Raw genomic sequence first — 20223 nt, forward strand, 5'->3', positions numbered from 1 at the left:
GTTTTTGATAAAAAAATTATACTCTAAGCTAAGTCGTTGTAGATAAACTCTGCCTAGATATAAGCCTGATGAATTTCGAATCGGCAAAGCAACACTCTTGTTTGATTACGAATCTCTATGCGACCACAAAGACACTCGCTAAATTGGCCTCTCAAGATCTCAGTCACTATCTGATGATCTTGAGAGGCCAATTTTTAAGCTTATTATTTTTCTCTAGTTTCTATTTCTAAGGTTGGGATGGCGATTATATGTAGAAATGCAATAGTAGACTTTTGGCAAACAACTGTTGATTGTGCCTTGGAAGTGGTAAAAACGTATTTAGTGAGTTAAATACTCATGATACAGCTTATCTATTGGAACTACAGCGTTTCTCCGCTGGATGAGGTACAAGTCTAGATCTAAAACTCAAGCGTGACAAGGACTTCAGGGATTACGTTGTACCTCACGGGCTCAGGAACTGCTGTATCAGTTTATAAAATTGATATTTTTGGATAAAAATTCACTTGGGCTATACTAAAGATATAGCCCAAGTGAATGATTTTACGTTTGGCCAGAGATTTTTTATTATGCTACAGCGTAAAAAATACTCCCGGCTCTGTCAACCCTGACTTTGATCTGCCAGATCCGCGATTACTGTCATTTAACCGCTTAGCTTGTTGGCCGCTGTTGTGATCTCTCGATGAGTTTGAAGAACTTTGAGGTCGCTTTGTCACCCAGAAACTGTCCAATTCACCCGTTGATGAAGTCTGCTGATTCGCAGGCTGAGAAGAACGAGCTATTTCCTTTGATTGCGGTTTCAAAGAGGGACTTGAAGCGCTTGGCTCAATTTCGAGGTCTGTGTCGCTAGTCCTTAAATATATTGTCTGTGTGGGAGAGTCTTCAGTATTCACTTCAGATTCTTGCCCAGATTTTGACTTCTCATCTGCTGTTGACTCACCAGTTAATCCTTTAGGTGTCTTATTGTTATCGCCTGACAAGGTAACTTCATGTTTTTCATCCTCAAGCAGTTGAGAGAGTTCTGTCTCGAAGGTGTCTACATCAAGGTTGCTTTCAGTGCATGCTGCTTCTGTCTCTTCTACTTCCTCTGGACTGCTTTCTTTACGCGCGAGCGTCGGTACATGACCGTTGGTATGGAATGTATCAGCCTCAACGGTTTCTTGCTCTTGAATAGGATAAACACCGAGCTGCTGCCCATTAGCTGCTAAAACGTGTAACCTCGAAGTCTCTGTGAGCTTATTGGCAATTTCCAATAAAGGTTCTAGAAGTATTGTTTGAGATGCCGTCAACTTGATATCGCACAGGCATTCCATTGCTTTCAAGCTAATCCGTAAATCTAACTCAACCGCCTCATCCCAGTCTTCGCAGGGCTCGATGAGGTCGACAACAAAGGTAGATGAACTTTCTTCTAAATCTCCAGAAAGAATGGTGTATGCCTTGTGATAGCTAGGGTTTACGGTGCAACCACAGGCACTAAGGTTTATACACATCTGACATTGAGATAAGGCCATTTTGTTTTTTCCTTAAACGACAAACATGCCCTATGCTTGCTAGGGCAATGGCCCACAGAATAGAGGGTCTTTTCCGAATAAACACTTTCGGGGCATGATTTCTAGGATTTTTCTTGCATTTCTCAAAAAACGCAGTATAATGCAAAGCTTTGCGTGATTATAGGGCTGCTTATTAGGAACTGATGCATTCCCCAAGTGTCCCCAAAGTTGTCTTGGCTAATAGTTTTCAGGTCAATTTCAAAGCTGCTGGCAATGATGATGGTCCGTGTCTTGTGTGAATTAGCTTCACTTCAATAACTTATTTGGGGATGAAGTGTTTTGTGGTCAATCTGGGACGATATTTTGGAGTCAATCGTGTTGACCACCGTTTTGCTGAGGATTGTTGTTAGAAACTTGACATGTAAGAGTATTGCCTGCGGGCGCAGAGAGCAGATCAAAAGATTAGCTGCATAGGAAAATCTACTAAGCTATACAGCAGCTAGTCTTGCTATTGGAGCATCAGAGCAATATTCCTAGAGACTCGGTTTCTGGGTTGACAAGTCCACCAGGTTGCATGGTTTCAGCTCAAGAAAATGTTTTTCTGTAACGAGCTTTTGGATCAAGCAGCCTACAGAAATTAATGAAACGGGTGAAGAAGCTTAGAGGGTGTTTTAAAAGTCGGGCAATGAGTAAAAAAGCTTTCTCAGTGTAGGCTGCGAGTATTGATTTACGGAGCCCTGAGAAAGCCAATGGTTAAAGAATATCCCAGCAACCTGAGCCGTGACCAATTTGACTTGTTCAGTGACCTGCCGCCGCCGGCCAAACCTGGGGGACGACCGCGTACGGTGGATGTCTATGCGGTGATTAATGCCATTCTGTATGTGTTGGTCGAAGAGGTGCGGTGGCGTGCCCTGCCGGGTGACTTTCCCCATGGCAGACGGTGTATACGTACTTTCGCAACTGGCGCAAAGATGGCACCTGGCAACACATTCATGACCGGATGCGCGAATGGTATCGCATCGAGCAAGGTCGGCAGACGAGCCCGTCGGAAGCCGTTATTGATAGTCAAAGTGTCAAGAGCGCCGCTGGGGTAAACGATGCCGTCGGCTACGATGCCGGGAAACAGATTAAAGGACGGAAGCGCTTCTTGGCGGTCGAGACCCTGGGCTTGGTGATGGCGGTATTCGTCACGGCCGCGAGTACCCCGGAACGGGATGGGGCAAAAACCTTATTGCAGCGGGTCACAGCCTTGGAGCCGCGTAGTATTCAACGCCTAGTGACAATTTGGGCGGACGGGGGCTTTAGGGGCGAGAATTTCTTGCGATGGGTGATGGATACCTGTCGTTGGGTCGTGCCGGTGATGTTGCGTCCGAAGCAGACGAAAGGCTTTCAGGTGCTAAAAAAGCGGTGGGTGGTGGAGCGCACCTTTGGCTGGTTGATGCATTGTCGACGCCTAGTCCGCGATTATGAGCAGTTGCCAGAGACTTCGGAGACCTTCATCTACCTCGCCATGATCCGCATCATGGTCAGGCGCTTGGCATAAAATTTGACCCGCCAAAACTTTTAAAACACCCTCTAAAATGTATTTCCTACGCTTGTGTAATAGTGAGGGGCTGTTAACCCCTTACCGATGCGTTATTTACCTACACAGCACTGAGGAGTCTATTTAGATCAGAACGTATTTTCCTGTAAAAACTGAGTGCCCATAGCTTTCTGCTAAATGGACAAACAGTTTACCCATAAAGCTTTTGAGAAAAATGGGTTACCCAGGGAAATGATAACAATCAAGAGGGCCTACATCAGGTCCAGATCGCCTTGCACATCCAGTCGTTTGTAAGGGCTCAGCATCATGAAGCTTTCGGCCAATTGCTCCGCCGTATCGGGCGACACCCACCCCAATTGCTTGAGCAGATGCACCGCTACCGCATGTTTAGCTCGCTTGCTGCCATCCCGCACCTTGATCGCCAGGCCCATGCCTTGCCCTACACGACCAATGCATTGAATGCCCTCGGCCCCCGATTTGCTCACCAGTTCGCCTTCGGTGAGGCGCATCAGTTCAGTATCAAAAGCGCCCGGACCCGCCACCATTTCTGGATGATGGGTCATCGCCCGCACGATGCGCTCCATTTCCAGATTGTCGCCAGAGGCCAGCTTGGCGAACAGAATGGCCATTTGTCGCAACGGCATGAGATAGGTGGGTGCGCCGCAATCGTCGTGCGCTCCGATGAACTCATCAGCAGGCATACTCAACAGCTCGGCCACGGTGTTCAAAATGAATTGCTGTAAAGGATGGTTGCGCTGCAAATAGCTAGCCAAGGGCCAGTTACGCTGCTGGCAGAGGGCCAACATCCCCGCATGTTTGCCCGAACAGTTGTGCTCTAGCGAGCTTTGCTTGCCGGCGGGCACCGGACACTGCAATTGGTTGGGTTCTAACTCGGCTTTCCAGAGAATGTGGAAAGCTTGGCGCACTTGTTCAATCCGGCCCTGGTGGGAAGCGCACATGATGGCCAGGTCGCGATCGTCTAGCTCATAGCGTTCGAGGGTGCCCGCAGCGGCCACCGCCAACGCCTGAAAAGGTTTTAACGAAGAGCGAATGAAGGTAGCAGCATCACCATCGCCCGCTACGGACAAGATGCGGCCCCGGCTGTCACAGACGACGGCATGACCGATATGCACCGACTCAATAATGCCTTCGCGAAGGAGCTGAACTTCGAGTTCAGGAGATTGATAACGTTTGGCCCTAGTCATGGCTAAGACTCTCACATACAGAGGTCATAAAGGCAATGAATTACAGAACTTTCCAAGCTATGACCAATGCTACTGCAATCCCCAGCAGCAAAGCCAACGTATTACGAACTCGCTGCAAGATGGGTTTGACCTGGTAATCCATAATGAGGCGATCGCGATTGAGCACCTCTTCCGGTTTGGGCCAAACGTGACCGTCATACCAGCCCGACTCTTCGTAGGGCACGGTGGCTTGTTGGAGACGCTGACCGATGTGCAGCCAACCGACATACAGCTGCGAGAGCGATAGCATCGGCAAGATGAACGCGCCCGCCGCCGCCAGCAAACCAAAGGGTAAGGGATAGCGCCCGGGGGCATAGCTCGCACCCACCATCGGCCCCGTCACCACCCAGCTCAGCAACCACAGGATCACGATGGGCTTGAGATAGCCGGTCAACTCTCGACGGCCCCAGGCGTAGAACCAGGAGTCGCGCATGTCTTCGTATTGGTTAATGGGCAACTGTTCTGGTGGAACCGGGCAACGAGACTTAATCACAGCGCCAGTGAGTGCGTAAGAGTTACTTCGCTACCTTAACGTGAATTTTCAATGGTGAAAATTACTCGCCACCAGGCGAGAGATTAAGCAATTTTGATTGCGGGCAGGGGACGGCTGGGACGGTCTGACCACCCCTTCGCAATGAGCGTTGGATAAGTTGGAATCGCCGTCTCGGCTGTCCCAAGGCAGGCAAGATACCTGCCCTAGCAATTTGGATGTTATTGGCTCCTCATTCCTGAGCCTTTAGTCAGAGGGGGGCGACTTCAGGGGGTGTCCGGCCTGGCCAAAGATGTCCGTTTCCGCCGCGATCGCCGCTTCCGCTGCATCCACGTAACCAGCCTGGGCTTGGGGAAAGGCATCGCAATAGGGTACATAGGGCTTGATGTCCAGCACGGGGGTGCGATCTAAAAAGTCAATGCCCGCGACATGAATCACATTGCCTTCGACGCGGAGAAGGCGCGTGGCACTGAGGCCAAGGGGATTGGGGCGATGGGGGGCGCGGGTGGCCAAAGTGCCCCGCCGCACCCGTGGCCCGCGCGGCGGCATCACGGTGGGATTCCAATGTTGATTCAGATGCAGCCAGGCTATGACCCAGAGATAGTCAAAGCCAGCCAAGTCTTTGAGGGCGATCGCGGGCACGACATCCTCAAACAGCTCAATGCGGGCGATCGCGGGCTCGTAGTCGGCGGGGGGATGGGAGAGCTGCGACTGGCGCGGCGTACCGTGGCGCTCGGTATAGGGCGATCGCACCCAGCCAATGGGCTGTAGGGTCACCGTCTGCGGCCAATCGACCGACTCGATATAGTCCTTGGGCGGTAGTTTGGGCATGGCCATCCACAGATCGACATCTGCCCTTTAGCATAGGGCTAGAATTGAGCCGACTGTGGCTGCACCGAGCGCCCACCCAGCCCCTGCGTCACTGCCCCGTTCAACGAGTTCTGGCTTGAGTAACCCCCATGGACATTCTGGTTGTCGAAGATGAACAAGAAATCGCCCATCTGATCCAGCTGTATTTGGAAAAAGAAGGCTTCACCGTCCACCTGTGTCACCACGGTGCCCAAGCGGTGCACATGGCGCAGACGGTTCAGCCCGATGTGGTGGTGCTAGACCTGATGCTGCCAGGACTCGATGGCTTAGAGGTCTGTGCCCGCATCCGCCAACAGCCCGGCGAAAAAGATCCTTACATTATGATGGTGACCGCCAAAGGGGAAGAGCTCGATCGCATCATTGGCCTCTCCACCGGGGCCGACGATTATTTAGTGAAGCCCTTCAGTCCCCGTGAACTGGTGGCGCGGGTGCGGGCGCTGCTGCGTCGCAGTCTCCGCCAGGGCGGCCAATCCCCCCAGTTGCAAAGTCCCCATTTCCAGATTGATCCCCAACAGCGGGAAGCGGTGCGATCGCAACCCGGCAGTGACCCCGAAATGCTTTCCCTCACCACGCTGGAATTTGACCTGCTCGCTACGTTTGTCAGCTATCCGGGGCGGGTGTGGACCCGCCCACAACTCATTGAAAAACTCTGGGGTGACGACTTTTACGGCGACGAACGCATTGTCGATGCCCATGTGGCGCGCCTGCGCAAAAAGGTAGAGCCCGATGCGGCCCACCCGACGTTTATCAAAACCGTGATCGGCGTGGGCTACAAATTTGAAGACGAGCCGGATGTCGTATGAGTAAACCCAGCCTGCGCAGTCGCCTATTTCGTGCTCAGCTGATCGTACTGGCGATCGGCATGCTGACCCTGACGACTGTGGGCTGGCTATATACCCCGCGCATTTTTGTGTTGCGGCTGCGGCGAGTCGAAATGGGCAGTTTTCGGGCCGCACAAATTCAGGGCCAACTGGTCGATGTGTTTCAGTTCGCCTGGGGTCGGGGCATGTTGTGGGCGGCGTTAGTGGGGGGCATTTCAGCTAGTTCCCTGAGCTACTGGATGTCCAAACGCATCATCGAACCGCTGTTGGAAATGGAGGAAATTACGGGGGCGTTTGCGGCGGGTGATTTGGATCGGCGGCTACCCGAATATGAAATTCTGGAACTCACACGCCTGGCTCACAGCGTTAACCACATGGCCGCTGATATTCAGAGCGTGGAGCAGCGACGGCGCGATTTAGTCAGCGACCTGTCCCACGAACTTCGCACCCCGTTGACGATTCTCAAGGGTTATTTAGAGGGGATGGCCGACGGCACGATCGCCCCGGATCCGGTGGTGTACGAACGCCTCGCGCGGGAAACCCAGCGGCTGCAACGGTTGGTCAACGACTTGCAGGAACTGTCGCAGCTAGAGTCGGGCTATTTACCGATTCATCCGCAGCCGACTGATCTGCGAGAGCTTCTGAATTACGTCGTGCGCCGATTTGCCGACCAACAACTGCCCGACGCGCCTGTCCAGATTCAGCTCGATGTCCCGCCAAAGTTGCCGTTAGCCCAGGCTGATGCCGAACGCATTGAGCAAGTAATGGTGAATCTTTTGAGCAATGCTTTACGTCATACTCAGGAGGGCACGGTCAGGGTGAGTGCAAAAAGTGAGGCCAAACAACTGTGGGTCGAGATCGCCGACACCGGGCCGGGGATCGCCCCCGAAGATGTGCCCCACGTCTTCGATCGCTTTTGGCGGGCCGATCGCTCTCGAGATCGCGTCTCTGGCGGCACAGGCATTGGACTCACCATTTGTCGTCGTTTGATCGAGCTACACGGCGGGCATATTGAGGTAGAAAGCGCGATCGGTCAGGGCAGCATCTTCCGGTTTAATTTGCCCATCGCCTCAGCGATCGCCGCGCCGACGGCTCCCCCACTTCACGAAGAAACCGTGTAATCTGTGGAAGCCTACCCGGTGAGATAACCCAGACACCTTGGCCACTCCGATATGACTATCCAGGATTCACCACTGCAACTATCGGATTATCGAGGCGCTGCCCAGCGTTCCGCACGTCGTCGTCAGCTCCATAAGCCGGGACATATGTTTCGGGAGCGTTACCGCATTGTCAAAGTGCTGGCAGCGGGCGGCTTTGGCGTCACCTATCTGGCCCAAGACGGCGGCATTCCGGGCAGTCCCCTCTGTGTCATCAAACAGCTCTGCCCCAAGGTCAGTAACCCCCTCTCGCTAGAGCGGGCCAAACGGCGCTTTCGCAAAGAGGCCAAAGTCTTAGCCAAGGTCGGCAGCCATTCCCAGATTCCCCGACTCCTGGACTATTTCACCATTAACGACGGCTTTTACCTGGTGCAGGAATATGTGCCAGGGCAGGTTTTGACGCGGGAAGTGCGCCGGGATGGCGTGCAGAGCGAACGGGAAGTTAAGCAGTTTTTGCGAGAAATTTTGCCCGTAGTGAAATTTATCCACCGCTGCAAGATCATTCATCGCGATATCAAACCCCCGAATATTATTCGCTGCGTGGATGATGGCCGCCTCGTCCTGATCGACTTTGGCGCGGTGCGCGAATGCCTTGGCGATTTGGGTGAGGGCGGCTATCAGATTCCGATTACGCAGTTTGTCGGCACACCGGGGTTTGCTCCCCCCGAGCAGCAGGCTTTGCGGCCCACCTATGCCAGCGATATTTATGCCTTGGGCATGACCTGTCTCTTTCTATTAACTGGCAAAACACCGATCGAATTCGACTCTGATCCCAAAACGGGAGCCATTTTGTGGCGGCATCTCGTAGAGGTGAGCGACCATTTTGGGGCCGTTTTGACCAAGATGCTCTGTCCCGATGTGGCGGATCGCTATGAGTCGGTGGAGGCGGTCATGCGGGCGCTGCTCCTGGAGGAGCATTTTGACGACCTGGCTCCGGGGCTCAGCTATCAGCCGCGGACAACAACTGCCGCTGCTCCCCAAGATTCAGAGTTGGGGGCGGTAGAGGGATATTTAACGCCGATTCAACGGCAGGCGATCGCGATTCGCCGATGGCGCACCCGCCATCACAAAGCCGATTCTCAGGCGTTTCCCAACACGGGCTTTTCGATGAACACGAGTTCGGCCTCCCCCGGCCGCAACTTTTGAGGCTGGATGCGGCAACCTGGGTGTAGTCAATCGGGGTGTAGTCAATCAGGGTGATCAACAGCGGTCGCAGGGGACGTTGGTGAAGCCGTTAACCAGGCTAAGATGAGCCGATTGATGAGCGCCGGATCTTCGTCATAGGCACAATGCCCGAGGTTGGGAATGACTTGTAGGGTCACCTGGGAATTGAGGGGCGCAAGTTGCCGCCCCCAGGCGAGGGGAATCACCCGATCTGCCTCACCCCACAGCAGCAGGGTGGGCATTGTGAGCTGCGGCACCAATTGCTTGGTTTCCGGAGTGAATTGGATTTCCGTGCGCGATCGCACCAAATAACACAGGGTGCGGGCCGCGCCCCGGTCTGCCGTCGGCTGCACAAACTGCTGCACCAGCGCCTCATCCACGCGATCGCGTTCTTGATAGATCCCCCGCAAAGCGCCCCGAATCACCCCCGGACGGCGAAAGATTTGAAAAATGGGGCGAATCAGTAACGGCGTCGAAAAGAGCCGTTCCGCCCCGCGCGAAACCGCTTCAATCCAACCTGATAGCAACTCTTCGCGGGCGGCGGGCAAAGTGAGCAACACCAACCGCTCCACCATCTCTGGCGTTTTGACCGCCGTGTGCAAGGCCACCAACGCCCCCAAAGAGTGTCCCACCAGGGCCACAGGTTGCCCAATCCAGGCTTGCCAAAAGGCTTGCACCTGGGCACTCCACAGGTCGGTATTAAAGATCGTGGCCGCCTTTTGAGAATCGCCAAACCCCAGCAGATCCAGGGCATACACAGTACGGTTTTGGGCCAGCTCAGGCAGATTGTCGCGCCACTGGGCCAGACTTGCCCCAAACCCGTGGAGCAGCAGCAGCGGGGGTAACTCTACCTGGGGCGATCGCGCGGGCATGACCAAATAGCGAATGCGCCAGCCCCGCCAATACCAATAGCGGTGCTGGGCCATGGGGGGTTCTGTGAAAGTTGGGACTGCTAGAGTCATAGTGGCTACCTGAGGGAGCGGGGATACTTTTAGCCGTCGGCGGCGACATCAATGGCACTGTCAGCGGTCGTTGGGCCAGCGATCGCCGTGTGCTCGTGGCCATTCATCATGACTCGGCTGGGGGCCAGGGGGCCCGACAATTGCACCACCTGTTGGGGCACTCCCAAAGGAATCTCGGCAGTTTCAAACGCTAATTTCAAGCGGCGACGATATTCTCGCGCCACATCCCACTGTTTCAGCGGTTGCGTCTTGATCCAAATGCGAATGGTGGCCCCAGCGTGGGTCAAATCATCCACCCCCAACAACAACGGCGGCTCTAAAATCAGCGACCCCCAAATCTCATCCTGCTTCATCAAGATCGCTTCATCTTCCACCAGTTGCAAAGCCTGATTAATATCAGCAGTCAATCCCACGGGAATCATCAAGTCAACCTGTGACCATTCCTTGGACAGATTTTGCACGACGGTAATCTGACTGTTGGGAATGGTAATGAGTTGCCCATCCGTGGCCCGCAATTGCGTGATGCGCAGGTTCATCGTTTCGACAAACCCCGACATCGCCCCCACCGTAATCACATCGCCGACACCATACTGGTCTTCGACCAAGACTAAAAAGCCGTTGATGATGTCTTTGATCAAGCTCTGGGAGGCAAACGAGATCGCAAAACCAATCAAACCAGCACCAGCTACCAAGGGACCGATGCGCACACCCAGCCAGCTCAAAATGATTAAGGCTGCAATACCCACAATGACCACCGCCACCACGCCTTTAATCACTTGAGAAAAGGTCGATAGTCGCAAAATTAAGCGCTGCGATCGCTCCAAATGCGCCTCGGTGCGGCCTTGGAACATTAAAAAGAGTCGGTCAATCCACAGACTGGCTAACTGAATCATGACGTAGGCCAACACCCCCGCCAACACCAATCGCATCGGTAACCGCATCAAATCCACAATGAGCGGTTGCAACCAGCGAGTGTAAGGAAAAAAGCCCAGCACCACCAGCCCACTGGTAATCCACAGAAACACCTGGGAAATCTGGAGCGCTTCGCGGATAATCCCGAGACTACTAATTCGCTGCTTGGTCAATAGCGTGGTGCGCATGTGATTCACATTGCCCAACGCCGCTAATGACCTGGCTTCGGAGTCGGGCGATCGCCCCGGGGATGAGGCTCCCTGCTTGAGCGCTCGCCGCCGCCCGTTCACCTGACGGGCAAAATGACTAATGGCAAAACTCGCCAGCAGCGTCAGCAACAACGTCGCCAGCGCCCAGCGCACCTGCCGCCACAAAAATTCGGGCTGACGCTGCTGAAAATAGCGAGTTAGTGCCTCCTCGACGTCATTCATGATTTGTCGAGCCCGCAAGGTCAGACTATTCGCCCCGTTCAGACGCGCATCCAGGTAGGTCACCGTCATCAGCATTTGCCCATTGACGTAAATGACCGGTTGATTGCTCTCTTGATCAATTTCGTAAGACACCGTTAAGGCATCAGGATTATCGGCCCGCAAAAAATCCGCGGCGATCTGTTCCAACTCATTTTCAATGGCGGTTGCCCGCTCCAGGGCACTCAGAGTTTCTTCATTATTAATGGGGGCCGCCACCTGAAATAAAGTGCGGCCGTCAAGGTGAATAGACGCAATATCAGACTGCTCAGCTTGACTATCCGTAAACCATCCCCGGATTTGATGTGGCGTCCACGTTTGCAGAGGGTTAATGACCGGATTTTGCGATGGCGGCACGAGAAGCGGATCTGTAGCCGCCGGGGGAGCTTCGGGGGCGGTCTCCGGCGGTGCTGCGGTCTCGCCAGGGGCAGCAACCTCATTCGGTACCGCGATGGGCATGGCGATCGTCCAACACCCCAGTCCTAAGAGCAAGCCTGCAAGGCCCTGTATCAGGCGTCGGCGCAGCGATCGCAGCCGAATTAATCGACGGAAATTCTTCAAGATTCTGCCACCTCCTCACACACTCCCCTTTACAATATCGATACAACTCTAAACTGCATGTTACTCACGACGGACTTTAGCTATGGAAGCGATGGATTTCTTTCAGATGAGTGAAGGTCGCTGGATTTCCCAACGCACGACCCACCATCTCGCCATGCGCCGCACGGAACTCGGCCAGCTCGAAATCACCGCTTCTGTGCTCGAAGCTACCGATCCGAAAGTGGTGGAAATTTGTCAAATGCACGATGTTGATCCCGCCCGAGCCATCGGCGGCGCGGCAGTGAGCTGGCAAGGCTCCATGCAGTGGGATGAAGCAGGCCAAACCCAAGAAGGGGCCACCGTACTCGTCCTAGTCCCGGACTCCGACGCCGCGCAATCCGGGCAACTGCTACGCGAAAAGGGCTACGCTGAAACCTCGCCAGTTGTAGGCCATTATCAGGTCGATGACCAAGATGGCCTAATTTTGACGACGGACTACTCCACGATGAGTTCAGTCGAACGGTTTTGGTTCCCCAACGCCACCACGCGCATCCGCACCAGTACGGTCATTGGCTTGTCGAACACCGCTTCATTTTGTGTCGAAACCCGGATCGATGTTCCCAGTGAGTCCAGCCCGGTCTCAAGTCCTGAGAGTGCGCCCGAAGCGATCGCCATTCCAGCCGCTCAGTATTCCGCCCTCGGCTGGTAAAGAAACATTGCCAAACATCAAGCTCGCCGCACCGCATCCCCAGATGCGGTGTTTTTAATTCACCCATCCAGCCATCATAGAACCTTGAAATCAATGCCCCGCCTAGGTTCGACAGAATGTTAAGCTCTGTGATGATTTCCTCAGGATTGCCAGGGTGGCTGACCGCCATCCCCTATGATTGGCACTAACGATTGTAAAAAACTCTACAGATATCGGAGATTCAGACGTGGCGCTTCCATTGTTGAATTATTCCCCTTCCAGTCAAAACCCCCGTGTCGAAGGGTACGACGTTGGCGGTGACGAGCAAGCACGCACTTTTAGCACCGACGACCTTTTAGACTCTACCGATATGGATGCCTTGATTGAGGCAGCTTATCGTCAGATTTTCTTCTACGCCTTCAAGTGGGATCGTGAAGCCTTTCTCGAGTCCCAGTTGCGCAACGGGCAAATCACTGTTCGTGATTTCATCCGGGGCCTGCTTTTGTCGAAGACCTTTTATAACAGCTTCTACGAAAAGAACAATAACTATCGCTTTGTTGAGCATTGCGTAGAGCGTGTCTTAGGCCGCCGGGTTTACAGCGAGCGCGAAAAAATCGCTTGGTCTATCGTTGTCGCGACCAAAGGCATTCAAGGGTTCGTTGATGAGCTGCTCGACAGTGAAGAATACATCAGCAACTTTGGGTTTAACGCGGTGCCGTATCAGCGCCGTCGCGTGTTGGCGAGCCGCCAGGAAGGCGAAATGCCCACCAACTTGAAGCTGCCCCGCTACGACGAGTACTACCGCTCTATCCTCGGTTTTCCGCAGTCGATTTGGCAGTCTCAAGTTCGTCGCTTCGTCCCTCAGGACAAGCGCCCCAGTGCGGGCAATCCGCAGCTATTTTTGGATATGGCTCGCAAAATCCAGCCCAACTCCAAGGCTCCGGCTCGGGTGACTACCGCCGACATCAACATTGCAACTGCGGTGCCTTACCGCAAGGTGGCTTCTTAGCCTCTCTAGATTTGCTTCAAGGGAACTCGTTTGGGGGGCGTTTGCCCCCTTTTTTTGTGCTTTTTTGCAATCCCCATTGCACAGTTCTAGAGTCAGTTATGGTCACAAGCAGCAGACGTGCGCCCACCTTGCAGATATGATTGGCGGTAGACAGCCGGAAAAGTGTCTGCATTTATCTGCTGATTTAAGGTTTTGCGGGTAATCTGCAGGCAACGCATATCGTTGCATATATTTAATTGCAGTTTTAGCTAGTCGCTTGATCGCTGTCCCCGTCGCTAAATTGGGTAGTCTGCCAGCATGAGCCCTATGGATTCCTACGAATCGTGGTCTAGCCACCAAAATGCCTCCACCGCTGAGCTTGAGAATCGTCTTTATCGTTTCTTGCAGCAATGTCGTCAGCAGCAAGATGCCGATGAGGTTTTGCAACAGTTCCATCAATTGTTCATTCAGGCGGACTATTGCCCGGATGAAACGATTTGGGACATCGTTGTGGAACTGGCCCATCGCCCCTATGCAGAACGCGAGTTTAAGTACACGCTGAACCGCTGTAGCTATACGCTCGCCAATCCCTGGTCAACTGACCCACGTAATCACTGGGCGGTGCCAGCTTTAGTGCAGATGTTTGAGCAAGTACCGACGACTCCAGCCGCCATGGCTGAAACCCAAACCATCCGTAAGCTGAGTCGTCTCTTTACACAAACTGAGCAGTACGATGCCCTACGACGGTTTGCCAACTTAATCGACGACCCAGCCGCAGGCGCGCCGATCGCCATTGACGAGCAGCCGGTAGGCAAGCAGCTCAAGCGTTATCCCTTTTTGTATGACAGCAGTTTGTTAACGAAAGATAGCGACCAGCAGCAGAAAAATCAGGTCGGCAAGCTGCGACAGGAAGCTGAGGCCAAGCTAGGGGTGCAACTCGCGCGTTACTGCGACCAACAAAAGCGGGAGGGCAGCAAAACGGTGCAAAACCCAACGCAATTGCCTTCAGATGAGTTTGCTCAAGCCTTGAGCTATTACACCGGCAAGGTCGAGGGAAATCGCAGCCATCGCGATTTAGCCCAGATGTTTCGTACTTACAGCAAAACCGTGCGCTCTTTCCGCGATTTCAAAGAAGAGTTTTTGGAGTACTTACTGTCGCCGCTGGCAGACGCTGATCCCCGGTATGTGAATAACCATTTTCGGCGATCGCTGCGGCAGTATCTGCGCGAGACGCTGAGTGATTTTGATGATCAGCGACTGACGGACTTTATTGTGATCACGACCTGTCAAAAGTTGCTCAATTTCCTCGTCGTCCAGGGGCGTCAGCAGCCGGTCTTTCGCCGCTTTTGGCAGTTACTCCATGACGCTGGCCAGACTTTGACGGTTGGATTGCTCTTGCGCGTAGTGTTGTTTTGCTCTGCGGTGAAGCCCTGGCTAGAAAATCGGTTAACTGTTTTGTTTAACCATCACGAAAAGTACGTTTGTAAAGACGTGCCCTGGCTAGTCAATACGCTGGAGCATACCAACATTGCCCTGCTGACCAATTTTGGCAAGTTTGGCTATTCTTTCGCATAAGCTGAAACAGCAATTATGGAAAGCGCGATCGCCTTGGTTCGGGGCGATCGCGCTCTGTCTTTTAATCGGTTTAGCTTTGCGGTGGTGGCAGTTAGACCGAATGGTGTTTTGGCACGATGAGGTCTTCACCGCTTTGCGGGTGACCGGACACCTCGGCGAACAAGTGGAGGCCCAACTGTTTAGTGGTGAGCCGACCACTACTAGCACCGTTCTGCAATATCAGACCTTTGCCCCGGGCAGTACATTTGCCAATACTTGGCGATCGCTCATCGACCATCCCGAACATCCACCCCTGTTTTATCTGCTCTGCTGGCTGTGGGTTAACGTCTTTGGCACTTCAGTCACGGCCTTCCGGAGCTTGTCAGTTCTGGCGAGCACGATTACCTTCTTCGCCTTGCCAGCTTTGGCCTGGGAACTCTTTGCCGTCTGGGAAGCCGCGATCATAGCGCCCTTATTGTGGGCCGCCTCGCCCGTGCATCTGCTCTATGCCCAAGAGGCGCGCCAGTACGCCCTGTGGTCATTGGTCACCGTACTCGCGACTTGGGCCTTGCGCCGGGCCGTGCGATTGCACCATTGGCGGGCTTGGGGCCTCTATGCCGGATGCCTAAGCCTGACATTTTACACATCAGTCCTATCTCTACTCATCGTTCTGGCCCATGGGGTTTACGGTCTGTTAGCCCTGTCTCAACACCAATGGCGCAAACTGGCGATCGCGATCGCGGCGGCGGGAGGGCTCTTTTCACCATGGTTGCTAGTAATGTGGCGTGATCGCCAAGCGTGGCAATCAGCTACAGATTGGACCACAGCAGTGAGTTACCCCATCGACGTCATGAGCAAACTTTGGGGCTTACACTTCGCATCAGTATTTATCGACCCGAATTTGCCGCTAGAGCATCCTTATTCTTGGCTGGTGCCACCCGTTTTACTGCTGCTATTGGTGGGAATCTTGCTCTCTTTATCCAAAGATTTGCCCAAGGAGTCTAGTTTGTTAGTGCTGGCGCTGGTGTTAGTGCCGACGGCAGCCCTGATCGGGGGCGATTGGGTACGGGGCAGCGTGCTGTCCAGCCACACCCGCTACTTTATGCCCGCACTGGTCGGCACACTGGTGGCGGTAGCGGGGTGGTTGGGACGGCAATATCGGCACCGCCGCCAGCTGGCTATTGTGGGCGTGGCGTTACTTTTAGGCATGGGGTTTACCAGTTCGTGGGCCATGGCCCAAGCACCGACTTGGTGGAGCAAAGGCTTTAACTATCACAATCGCACTATCGCTGCGGCCATTAATGAGTGGCCGCAGCCAGCGATCTTGACTCAGGCCCAAGGCACCACGCTAGGGAATGTGATTTCGCTCAGCCATTACTTGGCCCCCGCAACGACCTGGGTGGTGACCCAGCCCCCTGAACTGCCTCTAGTGCCGACTTTTAGCAAAACAGTGCTGCTGTTTGAACCCACTGAGCAACTGCTCAATCACTTTGCCTGTGAACCTGAAGCCTTACCCGTTCCCGGCGGACTGTTTTGGGTCAGTTGCGAGTCGAGCGATCGCCGTTGAATGATCGCGTGCTGATTCAACGGTGACTAACAAAGCGTTAAATTAAGTAAAGGAGTTGCCCATTCTATCCAGGCTTGATTTTATGACTATCCAGTGCATGAGTTGGCAAGACCTTGAATCGCTCACTGACTTTGAGATCGACCGCGTCAACGGCCCCACCAATGCCCAAGCTAAACTTCGCCTTTTTGGACATTCGGAAGCGGATGTTCGGGTCACGCTGTACCGCGATAATCATGCTTGGTGTCCCTACTGTCAAAAAGTTTGGCTCTGGCTAGAAGAGCAGCGGATTCCCTACCGCATCGACAAGATCACGATGTTTTGCTACGGGCAAAAAGAAGCCTGGTATAAGCGCAAAGTGCCTTCGGGGATGCTGCCCGCGCTGGAGCTCGATGGTCAGTTAATCACTGAGAGCGACGACATTTTGATGGCGTTGGAACGAGCCTTTGGCCCCGTGGCGTGGGGCTTACAATCTCCCCAGGTGATGCCACTGCGTAAGCTGGAACGGTTACTGTTCCAGGCTTGGTGCGGGTGGCTGTGCTATCCGGCGCGATCGCCGCGCGAAGAAGACTATCACCGCGAACAGTTCCTGCGCGTGGTGGAAGAGGTAGAAGCCGCCCTCAGCCAAACGCCAGGGCCATTTTTCCTTGACACCTTCAGCGCCGCTGACATCATTTTTGTGCCCTATGTCGAGCGGATGAACGCCAGCCTCTATTACTACAAAGGCTACTCTCTGCGAGAGGTCAACCCACGCTTGTCGGATTGGTTTGATGGGTTAGAAAGCCGTTCAACCTATCGGGGTACCCAAAGCGACTTCCATACCCACGTCCACGATTTGCCGCCACAAATGGGGGGCTGCTACGAGAACGGAACGCCCGAGGCGCGTCGTCACCAGCAACAAGTTGACCAGGGGCCTTGGTTGGGCCTGCCGGATGTCCGCTATCCTGAACCGAAAACGTCGCGAGCTGAGGCGTTACAGCGAGTTTTGCAGCACCGGAGCAACCTTATTCGGGTAAACCCAGCGCGCGACCAACGCTTTGATGAAGCGCTACGCTGCGCCCTCACACATTTGATGACTGGAGAATCTTGCCCGCCCCCCAAGGGAACGGACGTGGGCCTGCGATATTTGCGCGATCGCATCAATGTGCCCCGTGACATGTCAATCTACGCGGCCAAGCGGCTCCGAGCGTCATTGGAACAGACCGCAGCACTGGTCGGTGACCGGCAGGGGCCAGCGATTCCCGTACGCCATCGTCGCGACCAAAACCCGGTGGAATTTGCCCCGGTTTAACGGTAATCCGCCAATCGGGTTATTCACCAAGTGCAGGAGCCACTTGATCGGGATACGGAGCCGGCACCACAATGTAGCCGCCAGCAGCATCCCCCAGCACCCAGTTGCGCGCCAAACCCCACCACCACCAATGGGCTCCGGCATAGGCACAGGTCAGGCTATCTAGCTGATCTTCAGCCGCCTTCAGGGCTTTGCCACCCGTGGGCAACTTGGGGAGATCACTATCCCGCAGCGCCAGGCTGGGTGTCAGCTTGGCAAGCCGGTCTAGTTGCAAGGTACGCAATTGGGCGAGGGCTTGTCGGCGCTCGGCAATACGTCCTTTTTTATATTTCAAAATTTTGGACAGCCGAAATAAATGGATCGTGGCGGGATGGGGAAACAGCTCAATTTGGTAACGCCCGGCTTGTTGGGGCATGATCTGCGGCGCGTGACGAAAGCCTCGGGATTCCAGCTCCAGGCCAAATTCTAGTAAGGCGGGGGCAAAGGGGCGTCCCCGGTTGGCGGGATAACAGCCCGCGTCATACTTGCCAAAATATCGGTGAGCGAGGCGATCGCATTCCCGCATCCCGGTTTCATTCGGAATCAGGGTGGGGGCATCGACGGCAATCAACGCGGGTGCCGTCGGCGAAATGAGCTGATCCAACAATGTCAACACTGCTGCTCGGCTGTCGCAGTGATGGAAACTCAGCAACTGTAGTCTTTCCTGCTGCGCTTGCAGCAGACACACGCCACTGCCGCCAGACTGCCAACCCAAATCAATCCCGACAAAATACATGATGCACCTTGGGTTCACCCGATCAGCTCGACTATTGACCCTTGTATTGTGGACGATGGCGACGGGTCAGAGGCTTTGGAGCAGCTTCCAGATTTACGGATATCGGCAACCTCACTCACTCGGCTGATGAGATCGGCAACCCCGATCGCTGATATTTTGGAATCATACATGGAGAGCGATCGCAGACCATAGGGCATCTTAAATAATGGCCAAAAAGCAAAAGTACCCACACCTTATAGGGTCGAAATGGACAGCCCAGGAAAAGACCTTTGGTTGGCGACACTTTCGCGTGGTGACTCGCAAAAATGAGCACGGCATAGTGTTCGCGGAGATGGTGGCGGCGTGTGATCCCGACGTACGATTTTGGATTAATGCGAAGGGACTGAAAAATCGCCACGCCTGGCAAGCGGGCTGGCAATCGCTGCAAGAGCAGCAAAGCAGTCAACGGTAAAAGATTGTTACGCTGACAATAGGTGCTTTGAGATTACGAGTCACGATGTCAGCAACTGAGCCTTCCAACCAACCCGACCAACCCATCGTCCAGGCAGTTTTAGAACCTTTGCTGGCAGACTTTCAGTACTGGTTTGGCGAAACTCAAACGCTGTTAAAGTCTTCCCGAGCGAATTGTTTGGCCGCCAGCGATCGCCAAACCTTAGAACAAGAGTTGGCTACGGCGCAACAGGCGGTCGCCACCGCCAAGACGCTGCTGTTAGCGACTGATGGTCGCGCTGGCGTCGATATGGCGGTGGTGGGGCAGTGGCATCAGCTGGTGAGTAAATGCTGGCAGACATCACGCTTTATCCGAGAGCACAATGCAGACAGCCCAGACTCAAATTAATTGATGTCATTGACCAAGACCAGGATCACAAGCATTTGTTGCTCAACGAGTGACAACAAGCATCAAGGTTTTCGGCGATCGTCTGAAAATCACCCTCGACCTTCGATACACTGAGTACAGAAGACGAATCGCCCGCAATCACGCTGGTATTTGTCCACCCTTATCAAAGCCTTTAGGAGCCACCTCACAGAAATCATGCTGCACGCTCTTTACATCATTGCATTCGCAGTTCTATCGGTGTTGGCTGTCAGTAACTTGATCCGCAACATCATCATGTTTGGCACCGACGCCCGTCGTGCCCCTCGCAACCGGGGCTTTGGCAATGTTCCCGAGAACGATGGCATGCGCTCAGCCCCTCACCCTGAAATGCTGGACAACACCGGACGAGTTTTGGATGAACCCTTATTGGTGATGAAATCCATCTCCTTAGAAGATGCCCGAGAGCAGTTAGATGCCCTTTATGAAGGCAGTTCTGAGAACACTGCCGATGATGATGTATAACCCTTGGCACAGAAGCGCGCTACGTCATCTCAAAGCAATTCAGCTAATCTGAATTTGAGTGATGCAACAATATTGAGTCGGTGTATCACTCGCTCTGCTGCCGACAGTTGAATGGTCTACAGCAGCAAGGGATAACGCTTCAGCGTTGCAAAGCGTCACGGTATGACTGTGAATTTCGGCACTTAATTTTCAAGATAAACCGAAGGATTCCCATACACTTATCACAGATACAACTGGCACATCTACAGCAATGTGACGTCGATCAAACACGGTAAGCTTCAAGAGTACTGAGGCATGACCGCTGTGACTCCCGATATGCTTAAGTTTTTGAGTGACGATAGAGTAGCGCGATAACCCTGGAAGGTAG

Annotated in this window: 18 protein-coding genes and 1 pseudogene; 12 read left to right on the forward strand and 7 right to left on the reverse strand. The window is 53.8% G+C overall.

The features are described 5' to 3' along the window. Positions 1-569: 569 nt before the first annotated feature. Positions 570-1508, reverse strand: coding sequence for a hypothetical protein (locus JUK32_RS15175; RefSeq protein WP_204139704.1), 939 nt, complete (start codon positions 1506-1508; stop codon positions 570-572). 728 nt (positions 1509-2236) lie between these two features. Here JUK32_RS15175 and JUK32_RS15180 point away from each other — a divergent pair. Continuing rightward, positions 2237-3030: pseudogene (locus tag JUK32_RS15180) on the forward strand (IS5 family transposase). Between the two features lie 251 nt (positions 3031-3281). On the opposite strand, the gene JUK32_RS15185 reads toward JUK32_RS15180, so the two are convergent. The 3 genes from JUK32_RS15185 to tsaA form a co-directional block, all read right to left on the reverse strand. Then, the gene (locus JUK32_RS15185; protein WP_204139705.1) at positions 3282-4235 is read right to left on the reverse strand and encodes an asparaginase; all 954 of its coding nucleotides are present in this window, start codon (positions 4233-4235) and stop codon (positions 3282-3284) included. A gap of 40 nt (positions 4236-4275) precedes the next feature. After that, positions 4276-4767 carry a CGLD27 family protein gene (locus tag JUK32_RS15190; RefSeq protein WP_309224553.1) on the reverse strand — a complete coding sequence of 164 codons (492 nt, stop codon included), beginning with the start codon at positions 4765-4767 and terminating at the stop codon, positions 4276-4278. A 243-nt stretch (positions 4768-5010) separates the two neighbouring features. Further along, on the reverse strand, positions 5011-5595 hold the full coding sequence (gene tsaA, locus JUK32_RS15195; protein WP_204139706.1) for a tRNA (N6-threonylcarbamoyladenosine(37)-N6)-methyltransferase TrmO: 585 nt from the start codon (positions 5593-5595) through the stop codon (positions 5011-5013). Between the two features lie 128 nt (positions 5596-5723). On the opposite strand from tsaA, the gene JUK32_RS15200 reads away from it, so the two are divergent. Genes JUK32_RS15200 through JUK32_RS15210 form a run of 3 tightly spaced genes read left to right on the forward strand, consistent with a single transcriptional unit; the run spans position 5724 to position 8758 of the window. Further along, positions 5724-6437, forward strand: coding sequence for a response regulator transcription factor (locus JUK32_RS15200; RefSeq protein WP_204139707.1), 714 nt, complete (start codon positions 5724-5726; stop codon positions 6435-6437). Beyond that, complete coding sequence (locus JUK32_RS15205; protein WP_204139708.1) at positions 6434-7576, forward strand: cell wall metabolism sensor histidine kinase WalK; 1143 nt, start codon at positions 6434-6436, stop codon at positions 7574-7576. The genes JUK32_RS15200 and JUK32_RS15205 overlap by 4 nt, the downstream gene beginning before the upstream one ends. Before the next feature lie 51 nt (positions 7577-7627). Continuing rightward, entirely contained in the window at positions 7628-8758 is a 1131-nt protein-coding gene (locus JUK32_RS15210) for a serine/threonine-protein kinase (RefSeq protein ID WP_239112688.1), read from the forward strand. Positions 8759-8799: 41 nt separating this feature from the next. Here JUK32_RS15210 and JUK32_RS15215 read toward each other — a convergent pair whose 3' ends face one another. After that, a complete protein-coding gene (locus tag JUK32_RS15215; RefSeq protein ID WP_204139709.1) occupies positions 8800-9738 on the reverse strand; it encodes an alpha/beta fold hydrolase in 939 nt (312 codons plus the stop codon). A 29-nt stretch (positions 9739-9767) separates the two neighbouring features. Further along, positions 9768-11678, reverse strand: a complete 1911-nt coding sequence (locus JUK32_RS15220) for a mechanosensitive ion channel family protein (protein WP_204139710.1) — start codon at positions 11676-11678, stop codon at positions 9768-9770. An 82-nt stretch (positions 11679-11760) separates the two neighbouring features. Here JUK32_RS15220 and JUK32_RS15225 point away from each other — a divergent pair, with 82 nt between their 5' ends. From JUK32_RS15225 to JUK32_RS15245, 5 genes are all read left to right on the forward strand, one after another. Next, the gene (locus JUK32_RS15225) at positions 11761-12366 is read left to right on the forward strand and encodes a phycobiliprotein lyase (protein WP_204139711.1); all 606 of its coding nucleotides are present in this window, start codon (positions 11761-11763) and stop codon (positions 12364-12366) included. Between the two features lie 226 nt (positions 12367-12592). Further along, on the forward strand, positions 12593-13354 hold the full coding sequence (locus JUK32_RS15230; RefSeq protein ID WP_204139712.1) for a phycobilisome rod-core linker polypeptide: 762 nt from the start codon (positions 12593-12595) through the stop codon (positions 13352-13354). A gap of 306 nt (positions 13355-13660) precedes the next feature. Further along, positions 13661-14908 carry a hypothetical protein gene (locus JUK32_RS15235; protein ID WP_239112691.1) on the forward strand — a complete coding sequence of 416 codons (1248 nt, stop codon included), beginning with the start codon at positions 13661-13663 and terminating at the stop codon, positions 14906-14908. Continuing rightward, on the forward strand, positions 14889-16454 hold the full coding sequence (locus tag JUK32_RS15240) for a glycosyltransferase family 39 protein (RefSeq protein ID WP_204139714.1): 1566 nt from the start codon (positions 14889-14891) through the stop codon (positions 16452-16454). Before JUK32_RS15235 ends, JUK32_RS15240 begins: the two co-directional genes overlap by 20 nt. 82 nt (positions 16455-16536) lie before the next feature. Then, positions 16537-17742, forward strand: coding sequence for a glutathione S-transferase family protein (locus tag JUK32_RS15245; RefSeq protein WP_204139715.1), 1206 nt, complete (start codon positions 16537-16539; stop codon positions 17740-17742). A 19-nt stretch (positions 17743-17761) separates the two neighbouring features. Here JUK32_RS15245 and JUK32_RS15250 read toward each other — a convergent pair whose 3' ends face one another. Continuing rightward, on the reverse strand, positions 17762-18517 hold the full coding sequence (locus JUK32_RS15250; protein ID WP_204139716.1) for a DUF429 domain-containing protein: 756 nt from the start codon (positions 18515-18517) through the stop codon (positions 17762-17764). Positions 18518-18722: 205 nt separating this feature from the next. On the opposite strand from JUK32_RS15250, the gene JUK32_RS15255 reads away from it, so the two are divergent. From JUK32_RS15255 to JUK32_RS15265, 3 genes are all read left to right on the forward strand, one after another. Continuing rightward, positions 18723-18968, forward strand: a complete 246-nt coding sequence (locus tag JUK32_RS15255) for a TIGR02450 family Trp-rich protein (RefSeq protein ID WP_204139717.1) — start codon at positions 18723-18725, stop codon at positions 18966-18968. Between the two features lie 45 nt (positions 18969-19013). Further along, positions 19014-19355, forward strand: a complete 342-nt coding sequence (locus JUK32_RS15260; protein ID WP_204139718.1) for a DUF2605 family protein — start codon at positions 19014-19016, stop codon at positions 19353-19355. 195 nt (positions 19356-19550) lie between these two features. Further along, positions 19551-19856 carry a DUF2973 domain-containing protein gene (locus tag JUK32_RS15265; protein ID WP_204139719.1) on the forward strand — a complete coding sequence of 102 codons (306 nt, stop codon included), beginning with the start codon at positions 19551-19553 and terminating at the stop codon, positions 19854-19856. Positions 19857-20223: the final 367 nt, after the last annotated feature.

Source organism: Halomicronema sp. CCY15110, from assembly GCF_016888165.1.
GTDB lineage: Bacteria > Cyanobacteriota > Cyanobacteriia > Phormidesmidales > Phormidesmidaceae > Halomicronema.